The sequence below is a fragment of the Candidatus Methylobacter oryzae genome (assembly GCF_003994235.2).
Classification (GTDB): Bacteria; Pseudomonadota; Gammaproteobacteria; order Methylococcales; family Methylomonadaceae; genus Methylobacter_A; species Methylobacter_A oryzae.
This window is the reverse complement of record NZ_RYFG02000105.1, coordinates 22,590-43,409: the sequence shown is the minus strand read 5'-3', so window position 1 is coordinate 43,409 and position 20,820 is coordinate 22,590. Positions and strand designations below refer to the sequence as shown.

Genomic DNA, 20,820 nt, shown 5'->3' with positions numbered 1-20,820 from the left:
GCCTTACCGTATCTCTTTCATTGCTTGTGTAATCCAGGCTTCGGCGTCGGCATTGATGTCGGCGGCTTTGCGGCCTTTGGTTTCAATGGCGGGGCCGATTTTCAGTTTGATCACGCCGGGATATTTTAAAAAGCTGTAGCGCGGCCAAAAATCGCCCGCATTATGTGCGACCGGAACGACCGGAAAGCCGGTTTTATGCGCCAGCATCGCGCCGCCGATATTAAATTTCAATACTTCTCCCGCGCCGGCGCGCGTGCCTTCCGGAAAAATCAACACCCATAGGCCTTCGTTTAAATATTGACTGCCTTGCTCGAGCAAGGAACGCAATGAGGCGCGCTGGTTTTTCCGGTTGATGACGATGGATTTCAACGTAAGCAAGGCCCAGCCCCAGATCGGCAGATACAATAATTCGCGCTTGATGACCACTGAATGAGGCGGGAGCAGGTATCTTAATGCCAGTGTTTCCCATGCCGATTGATGGTTGCTCAGGATAATGGCCGGCTGCTCGGGATTAATGTGTTCCAGTCCTTCGACTTCATAAGTGAGACCGCAAAAAATCTTGGTCATCCAACCGATAATAGCGCACCAAGCATGGCCGATTCTCCAGCGTATTTTGAAAGGCAGCATACAGCCGGCAATCAGTAATGCGCCAACTACAGTAGCGGTAGAGAAGATGCCGACAAACAGCAGGGCCGAGCCAATATAGTTTTTAGGTCTGGGGTCTTGAGGTGAGGTATTGGGCTGCGTCATATAAAGTCTCAAAAACAGGAATATCGAGATTAGGGTTTTCAGTTAGGGTTTTTTGGCCTTTGCCGGTTTTGACCAATATCGGATTTGCGCCGGCGGCTTTTGCTGCCTGGAGATCGCGGAGCGAATCGCCGATCGCAGTCATGCCGTCCAATTTAATGTTGTTGTCGGCTGCAAAGGCTTTGAACAATCCCGGCTTCGGTTTGCGGCAGGCACAGTCATCGTCCGGGCCATGCGGGCAGAAATAGATCGCATCGATTTTTCCGCCTTTTTCCTCAGTCATCCGCTGCATTTTTGCATGGATTTTTTCCAGCGTGTCGGCATCGAATAAACCGCGAGCCAGGCCGGACTGATTGGTAATCACAACGACTTTATAACCATGGCGATTGAGCAGGGCGATGGCTTCAAGGCTGCCGTCAATCGGCAGCCATTGTTCCGGGGATTTGATGAATTCATCCGAATCGTGATTGATAACGCCGTCGCGATCCAGCAATACGTAGCGGTTTTGGGACATGCTTTATATCGCGTTCCCGTATCGCCGGAGCGGTGGCTGCTGCGTTCCCACGCCGGAGCGTGGGAACGATAATCTAGGAGATAGATTCATCTACGATTGCAATTTAGAAATATCGGCACAAGTCAAAAACTGCTCGGACAACAAGTTCAGCAACGCCAAACGGTTCGCGCGCAAGTCAAGATCGTCTGTCATGACCATCACATGATCGAAAAATGCATCGACGTCATTGCGTAAAGCTGCCAAACGGTTAAGCGTTGCCTGGTAATCGCGTTGCGCCAGCAGCGGTTTAATGTCGTCGGCGGACTGCAATGCCGTTTGCAATAACTGTTTTTCTTGCGGTTCAAGCAATGCGCCGACGCTGCTTGCAGGTTCAGTATCCGATTTCTTCAGGATATTGCGGATACGCTTGTTTGCAGCGGCCAAGCTTTCGGCTTCGGGCAATTGCCTGAAGGCTTTAACGGCTTGCAGACGCTGCATGAAGTCCAACGGTTCGGCAGGATTTACGCTAATGACCGCGTCGAATTCGTCGGCGGTGTAGCCTTGATCCAGGCAATAGCCTTTCAAACGGTCGAAAATAAAATCGATAACCCGGTCCGCCGTTGCGGATTGATCTTTGTCGGTTTTAATTTGCGCGCCGGCAAACTCGGTTAACTCAACGATGCTGATGTTGAGTTTGTTTTCTATGATGGTCCGGAGAATGCCTAGGGCGGCGCGGCGCAATGCGTAAGGATCTTTATCGCCGGTAGGGATCAAGCCGACCGCGAAAATGCCGACCAGCGTATCGATTTTTTCCGCAATCGCCAGAATTTGCCCGATAGTGCTGCTCGCCGTCGGGCTGCCGGATTGTTTCGGGAAGTACTGTTCTTCAAGCGCCAGCGCGACCGCTTTCGGTTCGTGTTCCGCCGTGGCGTAATAGCGCCCCATGATGCCTTGCAGGTTGCCGAATTCGCCGACCATTTCGGTCATCAGGTCGGTTTTTGCCAGTAATGCGGCGCGCTCGGCCAGATCGACATCGGCGTTCAAATGTCCGGCAATAAATTTGGCCAGGTTGCGAACCCGAATGGTCTTGTCGTAAACCGTGCCCAGGCTCTCCTGGAATATCACGTTGCGCAAGCTGTCCAAACGGTCTTCGAGGTTTTTCTTGCGGTCCTGGTTCCAGAAAAATTCCGCATCGGACAGGCGGGGAGTGACGACGCGCTCGTTGCCTTGCTGTATCGACTTGGGATTCGTGCTTTCGATATTGCTGAAAGTAATGAAGTTAGCCAGCAAGCCGCCGTCGGTGTTTTCAACCGGAAAATATTTCTGGTTGGTTTGCATCGTCGTAATTAAAACTTCCGGCGGCAGTTCCAGATAGCGCGGATCGAAAGTTCCGGTGATCGGCACCGGCCATTCGTTCAGTGCGGCGATTTCTTCGAGCAAATCGTCCTCGATATGCGCAATGCCGCCCACCGCATCGGCAGCTTTTTGCGCGGCTTCGCGGATAATAGTTTTTCTTTGTTCGACGTCGGCAATGACGCGGCCTTGGCTATACAGCGCGGCGGCATAATCTTCGGGCTTCGTTAGCGTGATTTGTTGCGGCGCGTGGAAGCGATGGCCTTGCGTGGCAGCGCCGGTTTTGAGGCCGAGGATTTCGGTCTCAATCACTTTGTCGCCGAACAATAAAACAGCCCAATGCACCGGTCTGACGAATTCGGTTGTAAAGCTGCCCCAGCGCATGCGCTTCGCAATCGGCAAGTTGGCGATGCTTTGGCGGATGATGTCGGGAATCAACTCCTCAGTCGCTTGGCTTTTTACTGCTTGGGTAAAGCTGAGCCATTCGCCTTTATCGGTTTTCAGTCGCTCCAGTTGATCAAAAGTCGTGCCGCAACTGGCCGCAAAACCCTGAGCCGCCTTGCTGGGCGAGCCGTCCGGCGCGAACGCGGCTTGCAGCGCAGGGCCGCGTTTTTCGACGGTTTTATCGGGTTGTGAAGTTGCCAAGTTTTCGATAAGAACAGCCAGACGTCTTGGCGTCGCATAAGCTTTGCTGCCGGTAAACGTCAGTTCGGCCGCGTTCAGGCCTTGAATGATGCCGCTTAATAAAGCGTTGCTGAGTTTTAGCAGGGTTTTAGGCGGCAGTTCTTCCGAGCCCAATTCAAAAAGTAAATTCTGTTTTTCTATCACGGTAATCTCTTTAATTATTAAGACGTTTCAGCTCGTTACAAGCATGATGTAAAGAAGATGGGGCATTTTCGGGCAAACTATTAACACAGATTTCTTCTTTTAATTTTTTGGCAAATACACTTACGTCTTTATTTGCATACTGATTTTTGTAACTGATAAGTTTTCCATCGCTACCTTTTAGAGTTTCACCATTAGTATTTCCCTTATCGACATAATAAAACCAAGATTCAATATTACGGATTGGAACAAATAATAATATTTTTTCGTTGGGTAACCGAGTTGGTTGATTTAAACGGTATTTCTCTTCATCTAACACTCTATCAAATGAGCGTAGCCTCTCATTAACTGTTTTTTCATCGGCATCTATCATTGCTATTAAGATAATATTTTGAGTAGCGTATTTGCGATAAGAGCTAACAGCTTTAGCGTAAAGTTTTAATACGGTGTCGTTATTATAGGCAGGTAGCTTTGTAATTTTATTATCTGCACCTAAGAGCTTCGCATAAGCACAAATGAAATCATATTGAGCTATATCTTCACACAATACAGTAATGCGGTAACCGTTAAGATTAATCGCCATAAATCCAGCCAATTTCAATTAATTGGGCAAGAGATAAGCCATCATTATCTTGCTCTGTAATCTTTTCTATTCGAGTATGGTTATCTTGCCTTGAAAACCAGTATCCTGAGCCGGCAGCTAAAAAATTGATTAGACTAGGATGATGTGAAATCAATAAGACTTGCATATTTCTTTCCCTGCATTGTTCTCGCAGTGCATTCAACCAAGGCTGAATTTCCGGCAAGGCTAAAAAATTTTCAGGTTCGTCAATGCAAATAAGTGAACTTTCGGGAGCGCAATAAATCACAGAATAAAGAGCTATTAATACTTTTTGGCCTTCCGAGAGTTCGTTAAAGTAATAAGTAATAATTCCATTATTTTCAAAATCGACTTGTAATACTTTGGCTTGTCCAGCTTGATCAATTCTAAAATAATCAAAACCTGGAATAATATCGCGCATCGCTTTCTCAAATTCTGATACGCCTCTTCTATTTTTTTCATTGAGGTGACTAAACCATTCGGCATAGTTAGAAAAATCTGTTTTTACCTCTGCATTAGCTTTGCTTATAGAAGAAGCCATTTCATAAGGATTAATGCGAACTACTAATAAAGTACGTAAATACTGTAAAAATTCTTTTGCATAAAATGAAAGATAGCGATTTATACCGGAACGAGTAATATCAAGCAAAAGCTCCTCATTCTCTTTAAAAGATATAACTGAGGTTTTACCATCCTTAGATTCAATAAGCATTTTGTTATTATGATATAAAGATTCTTCACTCATCATAATATCGTCAGATATGACGTACAGATGCCATAATACTAATTTATACTTATAAATTGATTCACCAATCTCAATATCCAGTTCAAAATGTATATTGACATTTTTACGCTCACTTTCATCTAGCCAACGAGTAATGTGATATTTATTAAATACATTTTCAATTTTTTCCTCATCAATAATTACTCTGCGTAATTTAGTTAAAACCTCAAAAACCGTAGATTTCCCCGAACCGTTCGCCCCCAAAAAAAGACTAATGTCCTTATCAAAGTTAATTTCAAAATTAACCAAGCATTTGTAGTTATGGACATATAGTCTTTTCAGCATAAGCAATTAATCCTTTTATTAATTATTCTGACACATCGGAAATCCCAGCGACTCCCGGCGTTGGTAATAGGCTTCGGCGACCGATTTGGCTAGGTTTCTGACGCGCAACAAGTAGCGTTGGCGCTCGGTAACCGAAATCGCATGGCGCGCATCCAGCAGGTTAAAAGAGTGTGAAGCTTTCAGCACCATCTCATAAGCCGGCAGCGGCAGGTTCAGTTCGATCAGCTTGGTGCATTCTTTTTCGTAAGTGTTGAAGCACTCGAACATGAAATCGACGTTGGCATGTTCAAAATTGAACGCCGACATTTCCACTTCGTTTTGGTGGAACACGTCGCCGTAAGTGACTGTGCCGAACGGGCCGTTAGTCCAGACCAAATCGTAAACGCTTTTAACGCCCTGCAAGTACATCGCGATACGTTCCAGGCCGTAAGTGATTTCGCCGGTGATCGGCCGGCATTCAAGGCCGCCGACTTGTTGGAAATAGGTGAACTGCGTCACTTCCATGCCGTTCAGCCAGACTTCCCAACCCAGGCCCCACGCGCCCAGCGTCGGAGATTCCCAGTTGTCTTCGACAAAACGCACGTCGTGTTCGAGCAAGTCCAGGCCTAAATGCTTTAACGAACCCAGGTAAAGCTCCTGGATATTGTCCGGCGACGGCTTCAACACGACCTGAAACTGGTAGTAATGTTGCAAGCGGTTCGGGTTTTCGCCGAAACGGCCGTCGGTCGGCCGGCGCGACGGTTGCACATAGGCGGTGTTCCAAGGCTCGGGGCCTATGGCGCGCAGAAAGGTGGCGGGATGGAAGGTTCCTGCGCCCACTTCCTGATCCAACGGTTGCAATAAAATACAACCCTGGTCCGACCAGTATTTCTGTAAGGCTAGGATGAGTCCCTGAAAAGTAGATAAGTCGTTGTTTATGCTGGACACGGATTAACGCTCTTGGGCAATAAAAAGTGGGGGATTATAACTGAAAAAAACGCTATGGGGCATAGCGTTCGTTAGATTGGCTTTATGCATATTCAGGCGGGCACGTTTGATGCGCCGCCATCGGTTAAACAGCCGAAGAATGCTTGTCGGAACGACTGACCTGTTTGACCTGATACATGGCCTGGTCGGCGTGGTGAATCAGTTCATTAATTTCTATCGCGTCGTCGGGATAAAGACTGATGCCGATGCTGGCGCTAATGGCGACAGCTTGATCTTTCAGCATACAAGGTTGGGAAATCAATCCCTGTAACTTACCGGCAACTTTTTGTGCGTTTTGCAGCGAGCCTATATCTTGCAGAATGACTAAAAACTCGTCTCCGGCCAGCCTGCCGGCATAGTCGCACTCGCGGATGGCTTGCGGCAAACGTTCGGCGACAGTCAGCAGCAGCCTGTCGCCGGATTCGTGTCCGAGCCGGTCGTTAATAGCTTTAAAACCGTTCAAGTCGAGAAACAGGATCGCCAGCTTGGTTTTTTGCCGCGCGGCAGTCGCGATGGATTGTTTTAGCAGATCGAGAATCAGCGCCCGATTCGGTAACTTTGTCAGATTGTCGTAATGCGCGGCTTGCTCGAGTTTTTGTTTTAGCCGCGTTTGCTCGGTGATGTCTCGCGCCATGCAGATGATGAAATTCGCTTGATCGTGTTTGTCCTTAAAAGGGGCATTTAGCCATTCGCATAGGATCTCACTACCGTCTTTTTTGATGTTGGAGTTCTCTGTGTGAGAAATCGCGCGCTTTTTGTGCACGGCCGCCAGCACTTCTTCCACTTCTTGGTGGTCTGCCGGTGGAATTATTGTCGAGATGTCTTTGCCCAGGATGTCTTCGGCGCGCCAGAGAAACGTTTTTTCGGCTTCGGCGTTCCAGTTTTGAATCCGGTTTTGGTCGTCCAGCACAATCAAGCTCAACGGGGCATGATTGAACATTGTGTTGAGCCGGGCTTCATTAATGCGCGCCGCCCGGTAGAAGCGGAACAGGATAACCGACAGCAATGCCAGCAACGACAAACCGGCCGCTGCATAGTAAAGCTTGATTTTGAGCTTTTTCAGGTCGATTGCGGAGTTCGGAAAGTGCAGCATCGCTTCGACGTCGAAACGTTCCGGCAACAAGCCTAGTTGACGGTAAGTTTGCGCGATATGCTGCCAGCGTCCGATATTCATATAGCCGGGATCGATCAGTTCCGGCTGCATCAAATCATGCATCGCTTTGGCTTCAAACTGCAAGTGCTCGATGCTGTGGCGTTGCGAATAACGGTCGTAAATCAGTTGCACGATTTCGTCGGGATTTTGCATCGCGTAGCGCCAACCGCGCAGTGAGGCTTCCCTAAACGCTTTAACGCGCTGAGGGTTTTGATCCAGTTCGGTTTCCAGCGTAAAGAAATTGTCGCCGTAAAAATCGATGCCGCTCATCCTTGGACTGAACTGGATATAAGTCCGTTTCTGCTGTTTCAGCATGTACAGTTCGTCGGTCACATACACCGACATCGCATCGATTTTGCCCGAGAGTAAGTCGTTTAAATCAAGGCTGTGATGCTGTAGGTCGAAAGCTTTAGAAGTAAAGCCTTCCTGAAGCAGGTAGGCAAATAATTCCGCCGAACTCGGCTCAATCATCACCTTACGGCCGATCAATTTGTGGATATTATCGATTCCCGAATCGGACAGGGCGATCAGGCTTAGCGGCGAGTGCTGGAAAATCACTCCCAGTACTACGACCGGGTCGCCGCGATAGCGGTTCAGTATCAGCTCGCTGGTGCCGACGCCGAACTGGGCGCGTCCGGCAATGACTTCCTGGGCCGGATCCACGCCGGGAGCCGCCTCGACAATATTAACGTCAAGGCCTGCGTCGCGGTAGAAGCCTTTTTCCTTGGCCGCATAATAACCGGCAAATTGGAATTGATGCTTCCATTTCAATTGCAGCGTGACCGGATCCAATTCGTCGGCTCCGGCCGTGGAGGCGCCCAACAGCAGCCAGGCTATCGCAAGGGTTTGAATAAGACGTTTAGGCACAATCGCATTCGCCGATGTCTTCAAACCAGATATGCGGCGATTGCTCGATAAAGCGGCGCATCAACGCAATGCAATCGGCGTTATTCATTTCAATGACGTTAACGCCGGCTTCCTTGAGCCAATCCAGGTGACCGTCGAAGTTGACCGATTCGCCGACCACGACCGTGCCGATATTGAATTGCCGGATCAGGCCCGAGCAATACCAGCAGGGCGCCAATGTGGTAACCAAAATCTTGTCGCGATAGTCGGTTTGACGGCCGGCTTTGCGGAACGCGTCGGTTTCGCCGTGAACGGAAGGATCGTTATCCTGCACGCGGCGATTACGGCCGCGTCCGAGCAAATTGCCGCCGGCATCGAACAGCGCCGCGCCAACCGGTACGCCGCCTTCGTCAAAGCCGGTTTGCGCTTCGGCAAGCGCTATCGCCAACATGTCTGCATAGTTCATCGGATATCCCCTAAAGTGGATTTGTTTTTATTATTTAAGCAATTTATGCGTTTAAAAATAAGCAAGCTATTGTACCGCCAAACAGTTCGAGTATTTAATTCAAACTCCGGGTTATTTCTTCATCAATTCGTTTTGAGAAAAATTATTGTTGCTATAGGATCGGGTTGAAGTAAGCGGCATTTCCCATTTTCTATCATGAAGAAGGAGAAGCGACATGAACGATCAAGAAAAACAACGGGCTGTAGAAATTCTTAACCGGATTATGGAGCTTGAGCTGGCGGGCGTTGTTCGTTATACGCATTACTCGCTGATGGTCTACGGCTATAACCGCATCCCCATTGTTTCCTGGCTTAAGAGCAATGCCGAAGAAAGCTTGGTGCATGCGCATAAAGCGGGCGAGCTGGTGACATTATTGGGCGGACACCCTTCTCTTAAAATAGGCCCGCTGTTGGAAACGGCAAAGCACGACATCGGCGATATTCTAAGAGAAAGTCTAGGGCATGAGAAAGCAGCGGTAGCCGAGTATTTCGAGTTGCTGAAAGTTTCCGAAGGAGTTTCGGTGCTGCTGGAAGACTATGCAAGGGAGATGATTGCCGGGGAAGAGCTGCATCTTGACGAAGTGAACAAAATGCTGCGAAAACCCGGCGATGTCCAGCCGTTTAATCTTTAAATCCGGTCAGCATTGAGAACGGTAATAGCCCTCCACAACGGAGAGTGTAAGAGTTTTTGTGTAAACGGCCATTAAGCAGGAAATTACCGATCTTTATAAGGACATGTATCCGTCAAGCCGGCCGCCGCCGTGTTTTTTTGGAATTATTTACGAGCCGGTACTTATCGATTAAAGCAAATCGGTACAATACGCGCGGCTGACAATACAATAGCGCTGTTCTGTTGTTATGCCTGAATCGATTTGCCGCAGAATTCTGGGTAAAGGTTATATGTTTTTAATTTTTGGATAATTTATGAAAAGACAAAATTTATTTACGCTGGCAGCTTTTTTTAGCGTGTTGGCTTTTACCGTATCGGCCGAAGAAATCGGCGAGGTCAGCACGGTGTTTAAGTTGTTGGGAGCCAATCATAAAATTATCGTTGAAGGCTTCGACGATCCCGATGTTCCCGGCGTGGCCTGCCATATATCGCGGGCTAAAACAGGCGGCATGAAAGGCGCTGTAGGTTTGGCCGAAGATCCATCGGAAGCATCGATCGCGTGCCGCCAAATAGGACCAATCGATACGAGCAAACTGGCTAAATTGAAAAACGGCGACGTGGTGTTTAAAGAAAACCTGTCGCTGGTTTTCAAGACTTTGCAAGTGGTGCGTTTCTATGACAAGAAACGTAATGTGCTGGTTTATTTGGCGTACAGCGACAAGGTGATTGAAGGTTCGCCCAAGAATTCCATTTCATCGGTACCGGTTATGAAATGGGATTAGTAGATTAGCTGGAAGTAATAACTGATGTTACGCATAGGGCGTATTTCTCCCGTTTGCCGAGTCAAGCACCGGCGTTTTTGCAGGGACAAGTCGGCAACCGGGCCGCCTTTCGGTTGTTAATTTCTTGTACAGTTCGCGCTTTTTCATTATTCGTAGTTATATACTTACGTAGTAAATCAAATATAGAGGATGGATTATGCGCCTGCTGCTCATTGAAGATAGCGACGATTTAGTAAGTATTTTAAAAAAAGACCTGGCTAAAGCAGGTTTCTCTGTCGACGTTGCCTATGATGGTATAGAAGGCGAATACATGGGCTATGAGAGCCTTTATGAATTGGTCATATTGGATCTAGGCTTGCCAAAGCGCAACGGTATTGAAGTTTTACAAAATTGGCGGGCTAACCGTAATAATGTTCCGGTGCTGATATTGACGGCGCGGGATGCATGGCATGAAAAAGTCGATGGATTTAAAGCAGGCGCCGACGATTATCTCGCCAAGCCTTTTCATATCGAAGAATTGTTGGCTCGCGTCAATGCGATCATTCATCGTGCCCATCAAACGCCTGGCGGCAAGCTGCAAATAGGCGATTTGATTTTGGATGAAGACCGGCAGCAAGTTACGTTAAAAAACGGAGCTTCTCACGAATTAACCGGTACTGAGTTCAAATTGTTGCGCTTCTTTCTTCTACACCCGGGCCAGGTTTTAAGTAAATCGGTATTGATTGGGCAGATCTACGATTTCGAATCCGATAAAGATAGCAATGTCATTGAGGTCTACGTAAACCACTTGCGCCATATTATCGGCAAGCAACGTATTGAAACCCGGCGCGGGCAAGGCTATGTGTTTAGGGAAATGTCCGGGTGAAATCGTTACAGTTGCGTTTGGCTATAGGCTTGTTTATCAGTCTTATTATTGTCTTTGTCACCTTATGGTGGTTGATCAGCCATACGCTTCGCAATCTGGCCGAGGAGTCTGTTGCCGAGCATATGGAGCACGATGCGTTGAGCATACTCGCCGCACTTTCTACCGATTCCGGCAACAACATCGTACTGGATGATGAGCGGGTCGAACCGATCTATCTGGTGCCGTTCTCAGGCGACTATTACCAGGTTATAACCGGTAAGCAGGTCATTCATTCCCGGTCGCTGAGGGGAGAAAGCTTCAGTGTCCAAGAACTGTTAGCCGGACGAACCAACAAGCTTTATGTAACCGGCCCCAAGCAGCAACCTTTACTGATTATGGTCTATGGCTATAGAAAGCTGGACCGTAATATCACTATTGCAATCGCTGAGGACTTGTCGCCAACCTTTGCACGTATCTCAACGTTTCAACATCGGTACACGCTGATTTCATTGATTTTGTTTTTGTCATTGATTGTTGTGCAAGTCATTATCTTACGAGTAGGGTTTTATCCCTTAGCGCGCATACAAAAGCAGATCAGGGCGCTGGAGCAGGGCGAGATAACGCAGCTGGACACTAATGTTCCGCAGGAAGTATTGGTATTGGTTAGTGAGTTCAACCGGCTGTTGAGTATGATGGGACAGCGCTTGCAACGTTCGCGCAATAGCTTGAGCGATCTTGCCCATGCGCTAAAAACGCCGTTAACCGTACTTCAGCAATTATCCAGGGAAGAAACCTTGCAATCGCAGCCGGAACTCGTCGTTACCATGCAAGCACAAACGCAAAATATGCAAAGTACCATGGAGCGCGTTCTTAAACGGGGGCGTTTGGCCGGCGAAGGTTCTGCGGCTTTAAAATTCGATGTTCAGCAGGAAGTACCTACGCTCATTCATGTGTTACAAAATATGTACCGGGATAAAAATCTCTCGGTTACTTTTTCCGCGCCGGAAGACGTGGAGTTGATGGTGATCGATAGGGAAGACATATTGGAGCTGATAGGAAACCTGCTCGATAATGCCTGTAAATGGGCCAAGTCTAAAGTGGCGGTCAGTTTCAATACCGATCCTGAGCCCCGTCTTATCGTTGAAGACGATGGCCCCGGAGTTTCCGAAGACGATGTAATCCGGTTAGCCCAGCGCGGCACCCGGCTGGACGAGACGGTTAGTGGTCATGGCTTGGGGCTGTCGATTGCCCGAACCATTGTTGAACAAAATGGCGGGCAACTTAACATGGGACGGTCGGATAAATTAGGCGGTTTTCTGGTGGAAGTTTTATTTGCTAAATCGAAGGTACAGTGACGCTATGCTTCTATAAGCAAGATGACGGCTTCTCCCGGATAGCATGAGTGACGATCAAGCCGATAGCCGCTCTCGCCATTCGGCAATTTTTACCTTTAGCTCATCAACATTAACCGTCGTCAGGCGGCGCTGTTGCAGCAAGCGTTTGCCGGCCACCCAGACATCGGTAACTTGTTGGCGGCTGGCGGCATAAACAATCTGCGAAATAGGGCAATATAACGGCTGGGTTTCCAGGTGCGATAAATCGACGGCAATCACATCGGCGGCCTTGCCGATACTCAGCGAGCCGATTTCATTATCCAGGCCCAATGCCTTGGCGCCGTTGATGGTCGCCATGCGTAGCGCCGTCATCGCCGGAATCGCGCTGGCGTTACCGCCAACCGCTTTACCGAGCAACGCCGCGGTGCGCATTTCGCCGAACATATCCAGGTCATTGTTGCTGGCCGCGCCGTCGGTGCCCAACGCGACGTTGATGCCTGCCTCGATACATTTGGCAACCGGACAAAAGCCGCTGGCCAGTTTTAAATTGGATTCCGGGCAATGCACGATATGAGCGCCGGCTTTGGCAAACCGGGCAATCTCATCGTCGGTTAATTGCGTCATATGTACGGCGATGAATGACGGATTGACCAAGCCGAGTTCGTGCAATCTTTGCAAGGGGCGCTTTCCGGTTTGTTCCTGTGCTTGTTCGACTTCGTGCAGGGTTTCGTGCACGTGCATATGCATCGACAGTTCCATCTCATCAACGATGGCTTTGATTTTTTGCAGCGGCTCGTCGGACACGGTGTACGGCGCATGCGGAGCGAAAGGCGTGGAAATCAGCGGATGGTGACGCAGCTGATCATGCAGGGCCAGCCCTTTTTCAATATAAGCGTCGCTGTTTTCTGCCCAGACTGTCGGGAAATCGATGACGATCAAGCCGACGCAGGCCCGGATGCCGTGATGTATCGCCTGGGCCGCAGTGATTTCCGGGAAAAAATACATGTCGTTGAAGCAGGTCGTCCCGCCCAGAATCATCTCGGCTATCGCCAGATCGGTACCGTCCTTGACGAACGATTCGCACATCCATTTTTGCTCCAGCGGCCAAATGTGATTTTGCAGCCAGTCCATCAGTTGCAAGTCGTCGGCAATACCGCGCATTAACGTCATCGCCGCATGGGCGTGGCTGTTGACCAAGCCGGGCAACAGGGCATGGTAAGCCAGGTTTTCCGTGGTCGTGCCCCGGTATTTTTGCTTCGCGATTTCGGTGGGCAGCAGATCGATGATGCGGCCGCTGTCGACAACCAGCGTATGGTGCTCATAGGTTACGGATTCCGGTTCAACGGGTATAATCCAGCGGGCGTGGATCAGTGTATCGACAACTGTCATAAGATATTCCTGTGTTGGGTTACCGAAATTATAACTTTTTACTATTGGTTTTTTGATAAAAATGACTATGCAAAACAGATTGACTGTACAAGCCTTACAATGGACAGGCGATGCTTTAAAAGTGCTGGATCAGCGGCAATTACCCGAAAAAATTGTTTACGATGAATACAAGGATGCCGAAGGCGTCACCGAAGCCATCGCCAGCATGCGCGTTCGCGGTGCGCCGGCTATCGGCATAGCCGCCGCTTACGGTGTGGTGCTGTCGGTGCGCAAGCAATATGCCCAGTCCAACCAGTGGCGGAAAAAAGTCGCGGCCGATATCGATATGCTGGCGAAGTCCAGGCCCACGGCGGTCAATTTGTTCTGGGCCTTGGACCGGATGAAAGCCGAACTGGCTAATCAGCTTGAAAATCCTCTCGCCGCGATGTTGGCTTGCGCGGAAAAAATCCATGCCGACGATCTTGCCGCTAATCATAAAATGGGTGAATTGGGCGCCGACATCCTGGCCGGAGCCAAAGGCGTGATGACGCACTGCAACGCCGGAGCCTTGGCAACCGGCGGCTACGGCACTGCATTGGGCGTTATCCGTAGCGCTTATCAGCGTCAGCGCATCAATGTCTTCGCCGGCGAAACCCGGCCTTGGCTGCAAGGTGCAAGACTGACTGTCTGGGAATTGTCGCAAGACGGCATCCCGGCAACCTTAATTGCCGATTCGGCCGCCGCATGGCTGATGAAATCCGGGGCTATCGACTGGATCGTGGTCGGTGCGGACCGCATTGCCGCGAACGGCGATGCGGCGAATAAAATCGGTACTTATTCGCTGGCCGTGCTGGCCAGGCAGCACGGCGTCAAGCTAATGGTGGCCGCGCCGACCTCGACGATCGATTGGACTATCGAGAACGGCGACAAGATAGAGATTGAACAACGCAACCCAAACGAACTATTGCCTGCCTGTTATAGCGAAAAGGGTTCCTTGGTGAGTGCCTGGAACCCGGTTTTTGACGTGACGCCGGCGGAATTGATTTCGGCGATTGTGACCGAGCGCGGCGTGGTCCTGAATCCTTCCGAGCACAGTATGAGAGGTCTGAAAAATGCAATTTGATAAAAAAGGCAACAATCCGGTCCTGGCGGTTAGCTTTTTATTTAAAGGGCTGAAACTATTGAGCAGCCCGGAATTGCGTAAATTCGTCATCATTCCGATGCTAATCAATGTTGTGTTGTATAGCGCGGCTTTAACCTTGGGTTATTTTTATATTGCCGATTTAATCGACCAATTCATACCCAACTGGCTGCACTGGCTGAGTTGGATTTTATGGCCGCTGATTTTTATCAGCTTTTTTATCGTTATTTTTTTCACCTTTACCGTCATGGCGAATCTGCTGGCCGCGCCTTTTTACGGCAAGTTATCCGCGAAAACGATGGCTATGGTAAGCGACAAGGCTTTTGCAACGGCTGAACAGCCTTTAATTAAAGTGCTTTTTGCGGAATCGAAGCGCATGGTCTACTTGCTGACCAGAGCCTTGCCGTTGCTGTTATTGTCGATTATGCCCGGTATCAATGTGCTTGCGCCGTTTTTATGGGCGTTGTTCGGGGCATGGGGGATGGCACTGGAATATCTGGCCTATCCGCTGGAAAACCAGGGCGTATTGTTCGCCGAGCAAAAAGAGCTGGTCAAGAGCGTAAAGCTCGGCGCGTTAAGTTTTGGCGGGCTGGCGGTGTTGGGGCTGACTATTCCTGTATTGAATGTGATTATTGCCCCGGCCGCGGTGATTGGCGCTACGCTTTATTTTAATGAGATTAAGCGGGATTGAGCGGTAGATCAGTAGAACACTCGATAACTAAATAGAGGAAACGGTAATGCAAGCAATAAGACAAATTGTTGAAACCAAAAAACTTAAAGACCTGATTGATATACCTGACGATTTTAGTTCCGAAACAGTTGAAGTTATTGTTTTTCCCGTATTGTCTAAAGATACACAAACAAATCAGTTAAACCCGGAACAGTTTTTTGGCGTCAGTCATTTAGATAATGTCGAGCAATTACTTGCAGCTATGCGCGACGAGTGGGAACACTAGAGCATGAGTCATTATTTGCTGGATACCAATACTCTCATTTATTACTTTAACGGTAATATGGAGAGCGTAGTAAAAGACAAAGTTTCTAGGCTAATACGCGAGAGTTTTCAAATCTCAATAATTTCAAAAATGGAGTTTTTAGGATTTCCCTTTAATTTCCAGGAAAGACTAAAAGCCGAGCAGTTTGTGGGATGTGCCACGGTTAGGGCATTAACGGATGAAATTGCTTGGCGTGTGATTGATATTCGCAAAGAAAAGGCTATTAAATTGCCCGATGCAATTATTGCCGCAACCGCTATGCAATATTCGGCAATTTTAGTAACCCGCAACACTAAGAATTTTAAGGCGCTCACGCTAGAAACTTACAATCCCTTTGACGGCGGCTAGCTTAAAACCAAATGAAATTCGCCATACAAGTTAATTCCAGTCCTTACCAGTCCAATGCAGGCTATACCGCATACCAGTTCATCAACGCCGCGTTAGCAGCCGGGCATGAAATATTCCGGGTGTTTTTTTACCAGGACGGCATTTACCATGCGTTCAAATACGCGACGCCGCCGGACGACGAGCTTCAATTCACCGCGCAATGGAGCGAGTTGGCAAGATTGCATCGGGTCGATTTAGTCGTCTGCATTTCCGCTGCGCAACGGCGCGGCTTGTTACACAGCGACGAAGCCAAGCGGCAGGGCAAGCAGGATGACGATCTGGCCGACGGCTTTCGCATTTCCGGGCTGGGGCAGTTGGTTGAGGCCACGCTGGTCGCCGACCGTTTTATCGTATTCGGGTGAGGGCATGAAACGTTATTTATTTGTCCTTAGCAGACCGCCGCATAGCGGGGCCCAAGTTCAGGAAATGCTGGATATTATCCTGACCACAGCCGCGTTCGACCAGCACGTCAGTATCCTTTTATTGGATGACGGCGTGTTCCAGCTGAAAAACGGCCAAACTCCGGAAATCGCCGGTATGAAAGATACCGCAGCTATTTTCAAAGCACTGGAAATCTACGATGTGAACGACATTTACGCCGAAGTGGAGTCGTTACAAGAGCGCGGCTTGAAGCCGGTAGATCTATGCCTGCCGGCGCGGGAGTTTTACCGGAAAGACATCGCGGAATTGATGAAACGGTTTGATATTGTGTTTGCGGGGTAAGGTTTAGACCTTCCAGGTTTTACGACTGCCAGGGATGGCGGCCGAGACTGCTCCGGCAGTCCTCGGCATTTCCTCCATCCATGATGGTCAGAAGTGCTGGAGCCGCCGGGAGCGGCTCCAGTAAAAACCTGGAAGGTCTGGAGCGGCATTTTCGCCTTTAGACCGGTTAGCCGGTCAGTTTCTTATACTTCAAGCGATGAGGATTATCCGCATCGCTACCCAAGCGGCGATGGCGGTCGGCTTCGTAGTCTTCGTAATTACCTTCAAACCAAACCACGTTACTGTCGCCTTCAAACGCCAGGATGTGCGTCGCGATTCTATCCAGGAACCAGCGATCGTGCGAAATAACCACCGCGCAGCCGGGGAAGGCGAGCAAGGCTTCTTCCAGTGCCCGCAAGGTTTCGACGTCCAGGTCGTTGGTCGGTTCGTCGAGCAACAGCACGTTGCCGCCGGTTTTCAGCAGCTTGGCCAGATGCACGCGGTTGCGCTCGCCGCCTGACAAATTGCCGATGAATTTTTGCTGGTCCGCGCCTTTGAAGTTGAAGCGGCCGACATAAGCGCGGGACGGCGTTTCGTACTTGCCGACCGTAATCATGTCCAGGCCGTCGGAAATTTCGTCGAATACCGTTTTCTTAGCATCCAAATCGTCGCGCATCTGGTCAACGTAAGCCAGCTGTACCGTTTGTCCCAACGTTAACGAGCCCGAGTCGGGTTTTTCGATGCCGGCCATCATGCGGAACAATGTGGTTTTACCGGCCCCGTTCGGGCCGATAATGCCGACGATGCCGCCGGGCGGCAGTTTAAAACTCAAACCGTTGATTAGCAGCTTGTCGCCGAATGCTTTGCTGATGTTGTCGGCTTCAATGACCACGTCGCCCAAGCGAGGTCCGGGCGGAATATAGATTTCCTGGGTCTCGTTGCGTTTTTGCACTTCGACGGACGACAATTCTTCAAAGCGGGCCAGACGCGCCTTGCTTTTCGCATGGCGGCCTTTAGGATTGGTGCGCACCCATTCCAACTCTTCTTTCATGGCTTTTTGCCGGGAAGTTTCTTGTTTTTCTTCCTGCAACAGACGGTTGCTCTTTTGCTCTAACCAGCTGGAGTAATTGCCTTCCCACGGAATGCCGGAGCCTCTGTCCAACTCCAGAATCCAGCCGGCGACGTTGTCCAGGAAGTAACGGTCGTGGGTAACCGCGACCACGGTACCCGAATAATCGTGCAGGAATCTTTCCAGCCAAGCGACCGATTCGGCGTCCAAGTGGTTGGTCGGTTCGTCCAATAACAGCATATCGGGATTCGACAGCAACAAGCGGCACAGCGCGACGCGGCGTTTCTCGCCGCCCGACAGTTTGGTTACGTCGGCGTCCCAATCCGGCAGCCTTAGCGCATCGGCCGCGACTTCGAGCTTGCGGTCCAGGTTGTGGCCGTCGCAGGCATTGATGATGTCTTCCAAGCGAGCCTGGTCGGCGGCCAGTTTGTCGAAATCGGCATCGGGTAGCGCGTAAGCTGCGTAAACAGCATCCAACTGTTCCAATACCGCTTTGATTTCAGCGACGGCTTCCTCGACATTGCCGCGCACGGTTTTGTTAGGATCGAGTTGCGGTTCTTGCGGCAGATAGCCGATATTAATACCTTTTAACGGGATAGCTTCGCCTTCAATCTCTTTATCGATGCCGGCCATGATCCGCAGCAGCGTCGATTTACCCGAGCCGTTCAGGCCCAGTACGCCGATTTTTGCGCCGGGGAAGAAAGATAGCGAGATGTCTTTGAGGATATATTTCTTGGGCGGGACAATTTTGCCGACCCGGTTCATTGAATAGATGTATTGCGCCATAGTGTCCAATTAGTCAGTTTTAGATTTATAGAGAGTAATGCGATGCCGGCTATTATTCCACGTTATTCAGTAATTTTTAAGCGTTGATGACTGTTCGCGGCTTGTACGGTTAAGAACTCATGTGAAAATATTTAAGCTACAGCCTCACCAACTAGGAGCGTAAACGGGAGCGCCATGGCGCTAGGTTTGATGTTGTTGAAGATAGGGAAATAACTTGAAAGAGATTGTTGTCAGACGAATTAGAATATAAGCTAATCATGATTGATGAGCATCTTATTGTATTGTGATATTTTTGCGCATAAAGGCAGACAAGCCTTGAATAGCTGCAAAGCTTCGGCTTCCGATAGGTGTTACGCATCTTCAATATATCGAGTTCAGGCGGCTCGACGGCATCAATAACAAATGGTCGTACTGGCTACAAAAAATAGCGGTTAACTTACAAGAGTTGAGGCATAAACATGAGTATTATGAAAGTTAAAACCAGTTTGATATTAGGGTTTAGCGGTGTGCTGTTATTGTTGGCTATCGTTGCCGGCATAAGTATCGGTAAAATGAACGAGCTCAACGTGAGCATTGACTATATTATTAATGATAAGTTTCCTAAAACCATCTGGACTCATGATATTACCAACAACATCAACCTCATGGCCCGAGCAATGCGCAATGTATTGTTAGTTAAAGATCAAAATATAATAGACGACGAACTGAAGCGCATCGACAAAGCCCGTCAGGCTATTGATGAAAATATCGACAAGCTTGAAAAGACCGTTAAAAGTACGGAAGGGAGGGCGTTACTGAAAAATTTAAAAGAGGCCCGTATTTCCTATCAAACAGCACAAGAAAAGCTTATCGGCCTTATTAATGAGCAGAAGCAAGAGGAAGCGGTCAACTTTCTGCTAAAAGAAATGCGCAGTTTTCAAACGGCCTACATGAACGCTATCGATAAGCTCGTCGAGCATCAAGTCGGCTCAATGAAGCAGTCGGGAGAGGATGCCAATCAATTAGTTGTACAGGCGTTCTATAGTGTTCTGGTCATTTCTATTGCTGCTCTGATGATTGGCCTGATTGCGGCTTATTTAATTATCCGCTCACTGATGCAGCAACTCGGTAGCGAACCTGCCTATGCAGCCGAAGTGATGACCAAAATCGCCAATGGCGATCTTGGTTCTGACATTGCACTGCTCGAAGGCGATCATAACAGTCTGCTGTATATGTTAAACAACATGCGTGATCAATTAAGCGAAGTTGTCGCTGGTGTGCGTATGAATGCCGACGCTTTGGCCAGTGCAGCGCAGCAAATCAGCGCTACGGCTTCCGCGCTGAGTCAATCCTCTGTCGAGCAAGCTGCCGACGTCGATGAAACGACGTCCTCAGTGGTTGAGCTAAACGTCTCAGTGCAGAAAAATGCCAATAATGCTAAAGCGACCAATGATATCGCGAATATTTCCTCTAAAGATGCGAATATTGGCGGCGAAGCCGTTAAACGGACGGTAACTGCGATGAGGGAAATTGCCGGAAAAATTGGCACGATTGAGGATATTGCCTATAAAACCAATCTGTTATCGCTGAATGCCGCTATTGAAGCGGCACGGGCCGGCGATCACGGCAAAGGCTTTGCCGTGGTGGCAGCGGAAGTACGCAAATTGGCTGAAAGCAGCCGCGTCAGCGCGCAAGAGATTAACCAGCTGGCTAGGCGTAGTGTGCAAATTGCTGAAGAAGCCGGTAAGTTATTGGACGCTGTCGTGCCCGGTATTCAGAAAACAGCCGATTTGGTAATGGAAATTACCGTTTCCTCGGAAGAGCAGGCGCAGGGTATTGACCGGATCAATGACGCAATGAGTCAATTGGACCAAATGACACAGCAAAATGCCTCAATGTCCGAACAATTGGCCGCGACTGCCGAGGAAATGAGCGGACAGGCGGAGCAGTTACAGCAATCGGTTGCGTTTTTTCATTTGAAAAAACATGTCGATAAACAGGCTAAGCAAATAAAACGGGATAAAATATCGTAGCCGAATTCGTCGTTGCGATTAACGATTTCAAGGTTCTTTGGGCTATTGAATAGATAGTTTTCGATAGAGTAATTAGCATTTGCACACAGCAACAATCAGTGACTTAGCACTGCTTCCGGGTGAGCGGTATAGAGTCTGATAATGAGTCATAAGTTATTGATTGTTTATGAAATTATCAATTTGTTGAGTTTTTGTACAATTTAACAAAATATCAATAAAAACCGCAGTTAAGC

At 48.9% G+C, this 20,820-nt stretch carries 21 protein-coding genes; 11 read left to right on the top strand and 10 right to left on the bottom strand.

Going from position 1 to position 20,820, the window contains the following annotated elements:
- Positions 1–3: 3 nt before the first annotated feature.
- The 8 genes from EKO24_RS14120 to EKO24_RS14085 form a co-directional block, all read right to left on the bottom strand.
- Complete coding sequence (locus tag EKO24_RS14120) at positions 4–750, bottom strand: lysophospholipid acyltransferase family protein (protein WP_127028563.1); 747 nt, start codon at positions 748–750, stop codon at positions 4–6.
- Positions 710–1,261, bottom strand: coding sequence for a D-glycero-beta-D-manno-heptose 1,7-bisphosphate 7-phosphatase (gene gmhB, locus EKO24_RS14115; protein WP_127028562.1), 552 nt, complete (start codon positions 1,259–1,261; stop codon positions 710–712). Before gmhB ends, EKO24_RS14120 begins: the two co-directional genes overlap by 41 nt.
- A 90-nt stretch (positions 1,262–1,351) precedes the next feature.
- Complete coding sequence (gene glyS, locus EKO24_RS14110; protein WP_127028561.1) at positions 1,352–3,421, bottom strand: glycine--tRNA ligase subunit beta; 2,070 nt, start codon at positions 3,419–3,421, stop codon at positions 1,352–1,354.
- 10 nt (positions 3,422–3,431) lie between these two features.
- Positions 3,432–4,001 (bottom strand): hypothetical protein, encoded by a 570-nt coding sequence (locus EKO24_RS14105; protein ID WP_127028560.1) that lies wholly within the window; start codon positions 3,999–4,001, stop codon positions 3,432–3,434.
- Positions 3,991–5,088, bottom strand: a complete 1,098-nt coding sequence (locus EKO24_RS14100; protein ID WP_127028559.1) for an AAA family ATPase — start codon at positions 5,086–5,088, stop codon at positions 3,991–3,993. The genes EKO24_RS14105 and EKO24_RS14100 overlap by 11 nt, the downstream gene beginning before the upstream one ends.
- Positions 5,089–5,106: 18 nt before the next feature.
- Complete coding sequence (gene glyQ / locus EKO24_RS14095; RefSeq protein ID WP_127028558.1) at positions 5,107–6,015, bottom strand: glycine--tRNA ligase subunit alpha; 909 nt, start codon at positions 6,013–6,015, stop codon at positions 5,107–5,109.
- Positions 6,016–6,139: 124 nt separating this feature from the next.
- Entirely contained in the window at positions 6,140–8,074 is a 1,935-nt protein-coding gene (locus EKO24_RS14090; RefSeq protein WP_241674550.1) for an ABC transporter substrate-binding protein, read from the bottom strand.
- Positions 8,067–8,519, bottom strand: a complete 453-nt coding sequence (locus EKO24_RS14085) for a nucleoside deaminase (protein WP_127028557.1) — start codon at positions 8,517–8,519, stop codon at positions 8,067–8,069. Before EKO24_RS14085 ends, EKO24_RS14090 begins: the two co-directional genes overlap by 8 nt.
- A 214-nt stretch (positions 8,520–8,733) precedes the next feature.
- Here EKO24_RS14085 and EKO24_RS14080 point away from each other — a divergent pair, with 214 nt between their 5' ends.
- The 4 genes from EKO24_RS14080 (at position 8,734) to EKO24_RS14065 (ending at position 12,148) form a co-directional block, all read left to right on the top strand.
- Positions 8,734–9,189: a ferritin-like domain-containing protein gene (locus EKO24_RS14080; RefSeq protein ID WP_127028556.1), complete on the top strand. Its 456-nt coding sequence runs from the start codon at positions 8,734–8,736 to the stop codon at positions 9,187–9,189.
- 292 nt (positions 9,190–9,481) lie between these two features.
- The gene (locus tag EKO24_RS14075) at positions 9,482–9,949 is read left to right on the top strand and encodes a CreA family protein (RefSeq protein ID WP_127028555.1); all 468 of its coding nucleotides are present in this window, start codon (positions 9,482–9,484) and stop codon (positions 9,947–9,949) included.
- A gap of 196 nt (positions 9,950–10,145) precedes the next feature.
- Positions 10,146–10,814 (top strand): response regulator transcription factor, encoded by a 669-nt coding sequence (locus tag EKO24_RS14070; RefSeq protein ID WP_127028554.1) that lies wholly within the window; start codon positions 10,146–10,148, stop codon positions 10,812–10,814.
- A complete protein-coding gene (locus tag EKO24_RS14065; RefSeq protein WP_127028553.1) occupies positions 10,811–12,148 on the top strand; it encodes an ATP-binding protein in 1,338 nt (445 codons plus the stop codon). The genes EKO24_RS14070 and EKO24_RS14065 overlap by 4 nt, the downstream gene beginning before the upstream one ends.
- 54 nt (positions 12,149–12,202) lie before the next feature.
- Here the strand turns inward: EKO24_RS14065 and EKO24_RS14060 are convergent, their stop codons facing one another.
- Positions 12,203–13,516, bottom strand: coding sequence for a TRZ/ATZ family hydrolase (locus EKO24_RS14060; RefSeq protein ID WP_127028552.1), 1,314 nt, complete (start codon positions 13,514–13,516; stop codon positions 12,203–12,205).
- 61 nt (positions 13,517–13,577) lie between these two features.
- Between EKO24_RS14060 and mtnA the strand changes: the two genes are divergently transcribed.
- The 6 genes from mtnA to tusC are packed head-to-tail and all read left to right on the top strand — an operon-like array spanning position 13,578 to position 16,741.
- Positions 13,578–14,618: an S-methyl-5-thioribose-1-phosphate isomerase gene (gene mtnA, locus EKO24_RS14055; protein ID WP_127028551.1), complete on the top strand. Its 1,041-nt coding sequence runs from the start codon at positions 13,578–13,580 to the stop codon at positions 14,616–14,618.
- Positions 14,608–15,327 (top strand): sulfate transporter CysZ, encoded by a 720-nt coding sequence (gene cysZ, locus EKO24_RS14050; protein WP_127028550.1) that lies wholly within the window; start codon positions 14,608–14,610, stop codon positions 15,325–15,327. The genes mtnA and cysZ overlap by 11 nt, the downstream gene beginning before the upstream one ends.
- A 46-nt stretch (positions 15,328–15,373) precedes the next feature.
- Positions 15,374–15,592: a hypothetical protein gene (locus EKO24_RS14045; RefSeq protein WP_127028549.1), complete on the top strand. Its 219-nt coding sequence runs from the start codon at positions 15,374–15,376 to the stop codon at positions 15,590–15,592.
- A gap of 3 nt (positions 15,593–15,595) precedes the next feature.
- Positions 15,596–15,979, top strand: coding sequence for a type II toxin-antitoxin system VapC family toxin (locus EKO24_RS14040; protein ID WP_127028548.1), 384 nt, complete (start codon positions 15,596–15,598; stop codon positions 15,977–15,979).
- Positions 15,980–15,990: 11 nt separating this feature from the next.
- Positions 15,991–16,380 carry a sulfurtransferase complex subunit TusD gene (gene tusD, locus EKO24_RS14035; RefSeq protein ID WP_127028547.1) on the top strand — a complete coding sequence of 130 codons (390 nt, stop codon included), beginning with the start codon at positions 15,991–15,993 and terminating at the stop codon, positions 16,378–16,380.
- A 4-nt stretch (positions 16,381–16,384) separates the two neighbouring features.
- Positions 16,385–16,741 (top strand): sulfurtransferase complex subunit TusC, encoded by a 357-nt coding sequence (gene tusC / locus EKO24_RS14030; protein WP_127028546.1) that lies wholly within the window; start codon positions 16,385–16,387, stop codon positions 16,739–16,741.
- Between the two features lie 166 nt (positions 16,742–16,907).
- Here tusC and ettA read toward each other — a convergent pair whose 3' ends face one another.
- Positions 16,908–18,575: an energy-dependent translational throttle protein EttA gene (gene ettA / locus EKO24_RS14025; protein WP_127028545.1), complete on the bottom strand. Its 1,668-nt coding sequence runs from the start codon at positions 18,573–18,575 to the stop codon at positions 16,908–16,910.
- Between the two features lie 458 nt (positions 18,576–19,033).
- Between ettA and EKO24_RS14020 the strand changes: the two genes are divergently transcribed.
- Positions 19,034–20,587 carry a methyl-accepting chemotaxis protein gene (locus tag EKO24_RS14020; RefSeq protein ID WP_127028544.1) on the top strand — a complete coding sequence of 518 codons (1,554 nt, stop codon included), beginning with the start codon at positions 19,034–19,036 and terminating at the stop codon, positions 20,585–20,587.
- Positions 20,588–20,820: the final 233 nt, after the last annotated feature.

Bases quoted from the DNA above. Each gene is read 5' to 3' on its own strand.
- EKO24_RS14120 (WP_127028563.1), bottom strand. From the start codon at position 750: ATGACGCAGCCCAATACCTCACCTCAAGACCCCAGACCTAAAAACTAT.
- gmhB (WP_127028562.1), bottom strand. From the start codon at position 1,261: ATGTCCCAAAACCGCTACGTATTGCTGGATCGCGACGGCGTTATCAAT.
- EKO24_RS14105 (WP_127028560.1), bottom strand. From the start codon at position 4,001: ATGGCGATTAATCTTAACGGTTACCGCATTACTGTATTGTGTGAAGAT.
- EKO24_RS14100 (WP_127028559.1), bottom strand. From the start codon at position 5,088: ATGCTGAAAAGACTATATGTCCATAACTACAAATGCTTGGTTAATTTT.
- EKO24_RS14085 (WP_127028557.1), bottom strand. From the start codon at position 8,519: ATGAACTATGCAGACATGTTGGCGATAGCGCTTGCCGAAGCGCAAACC.
- EKO24_RS14080 (WP_127028556.1), top strand. From the start codon at position 8,734: ATGAACGATCAAGAAAAACAACGGGCTGTAGAAATTCTTAACCGGATT.
- EKO24_RS14075 (WP_127028555.1), top strand. From the start codon at position 9,482: ATGAAAAGACAAAATTTATTTACGCTGGCAGCTTTTTTTAGCGTGTTG.
- EKO24_RS14070 (WP_127028554.1), top strand. From the start codon at position 10,146: ATGCGCCTGCTGCTCATTGAAGATAGCGACGATTTAGTAAGTATTTTA.
- EKO24_RS14060 (WP_127028552.1), bottom strand. From the start codon at position 13,516: ATGACAGTTGTCGATACACTGATCCACGCCCGCTGGATTATACCCGTT.
- mtnA (WP_127028551.1), top strand. From the start codon at position 13,578: ATGACTATGCAAAACAGATTGACTGTACAAGCCTTACAATGGACAGGC.
- cysZ (WP_127028550.1), top strand. From the start codon at position 14,608: ATGCAATTTGATAAAAAAGGCAACAATCCGGTCCTGGCGGTTAGCTTT.
- EKO24_RS14045 (WP_127028549.1), top strand. From the start codon at position 15,374: ATGCAAGCAATAAGACAAATTGTTGAAACCAAAAAACTTAAAGACCTG.
- EKO24_RS14040 (WP_127028548.1), top strand. From the start codon at position 15,596: ATGAGTCATTATTTGCTGGATACCAATACTCTCATTTATTACTTTAAC.
- tusD (WP_127028547.1), top strand. From the start codon at position 15,991: ATGAAATTCGCCATACAAGTTAATTCCAGTCCTTACCAGTCCAATGCA.
- tusC (WP_127028546.1), top strand. From the start codon at position 16,385: ATGAAACGTTATTTATTTGTCCTTAGCAGACCGCCGCATAGCGGGGCC.
- ettA (WP_127028545.1), bottom strand. From the start codon at position 18,575: ATGGCGCAATACATCTATTCAATGAACCGGGTCGGCAAAATTGTCCCG.
- EKO24_RS14020 (WP_127028544.1), top strand. From the start codon at position 19,034: ATGAGTATTATGAAAGTTAAAACCAGTTTGATATTAGGGTTTAGCGGT.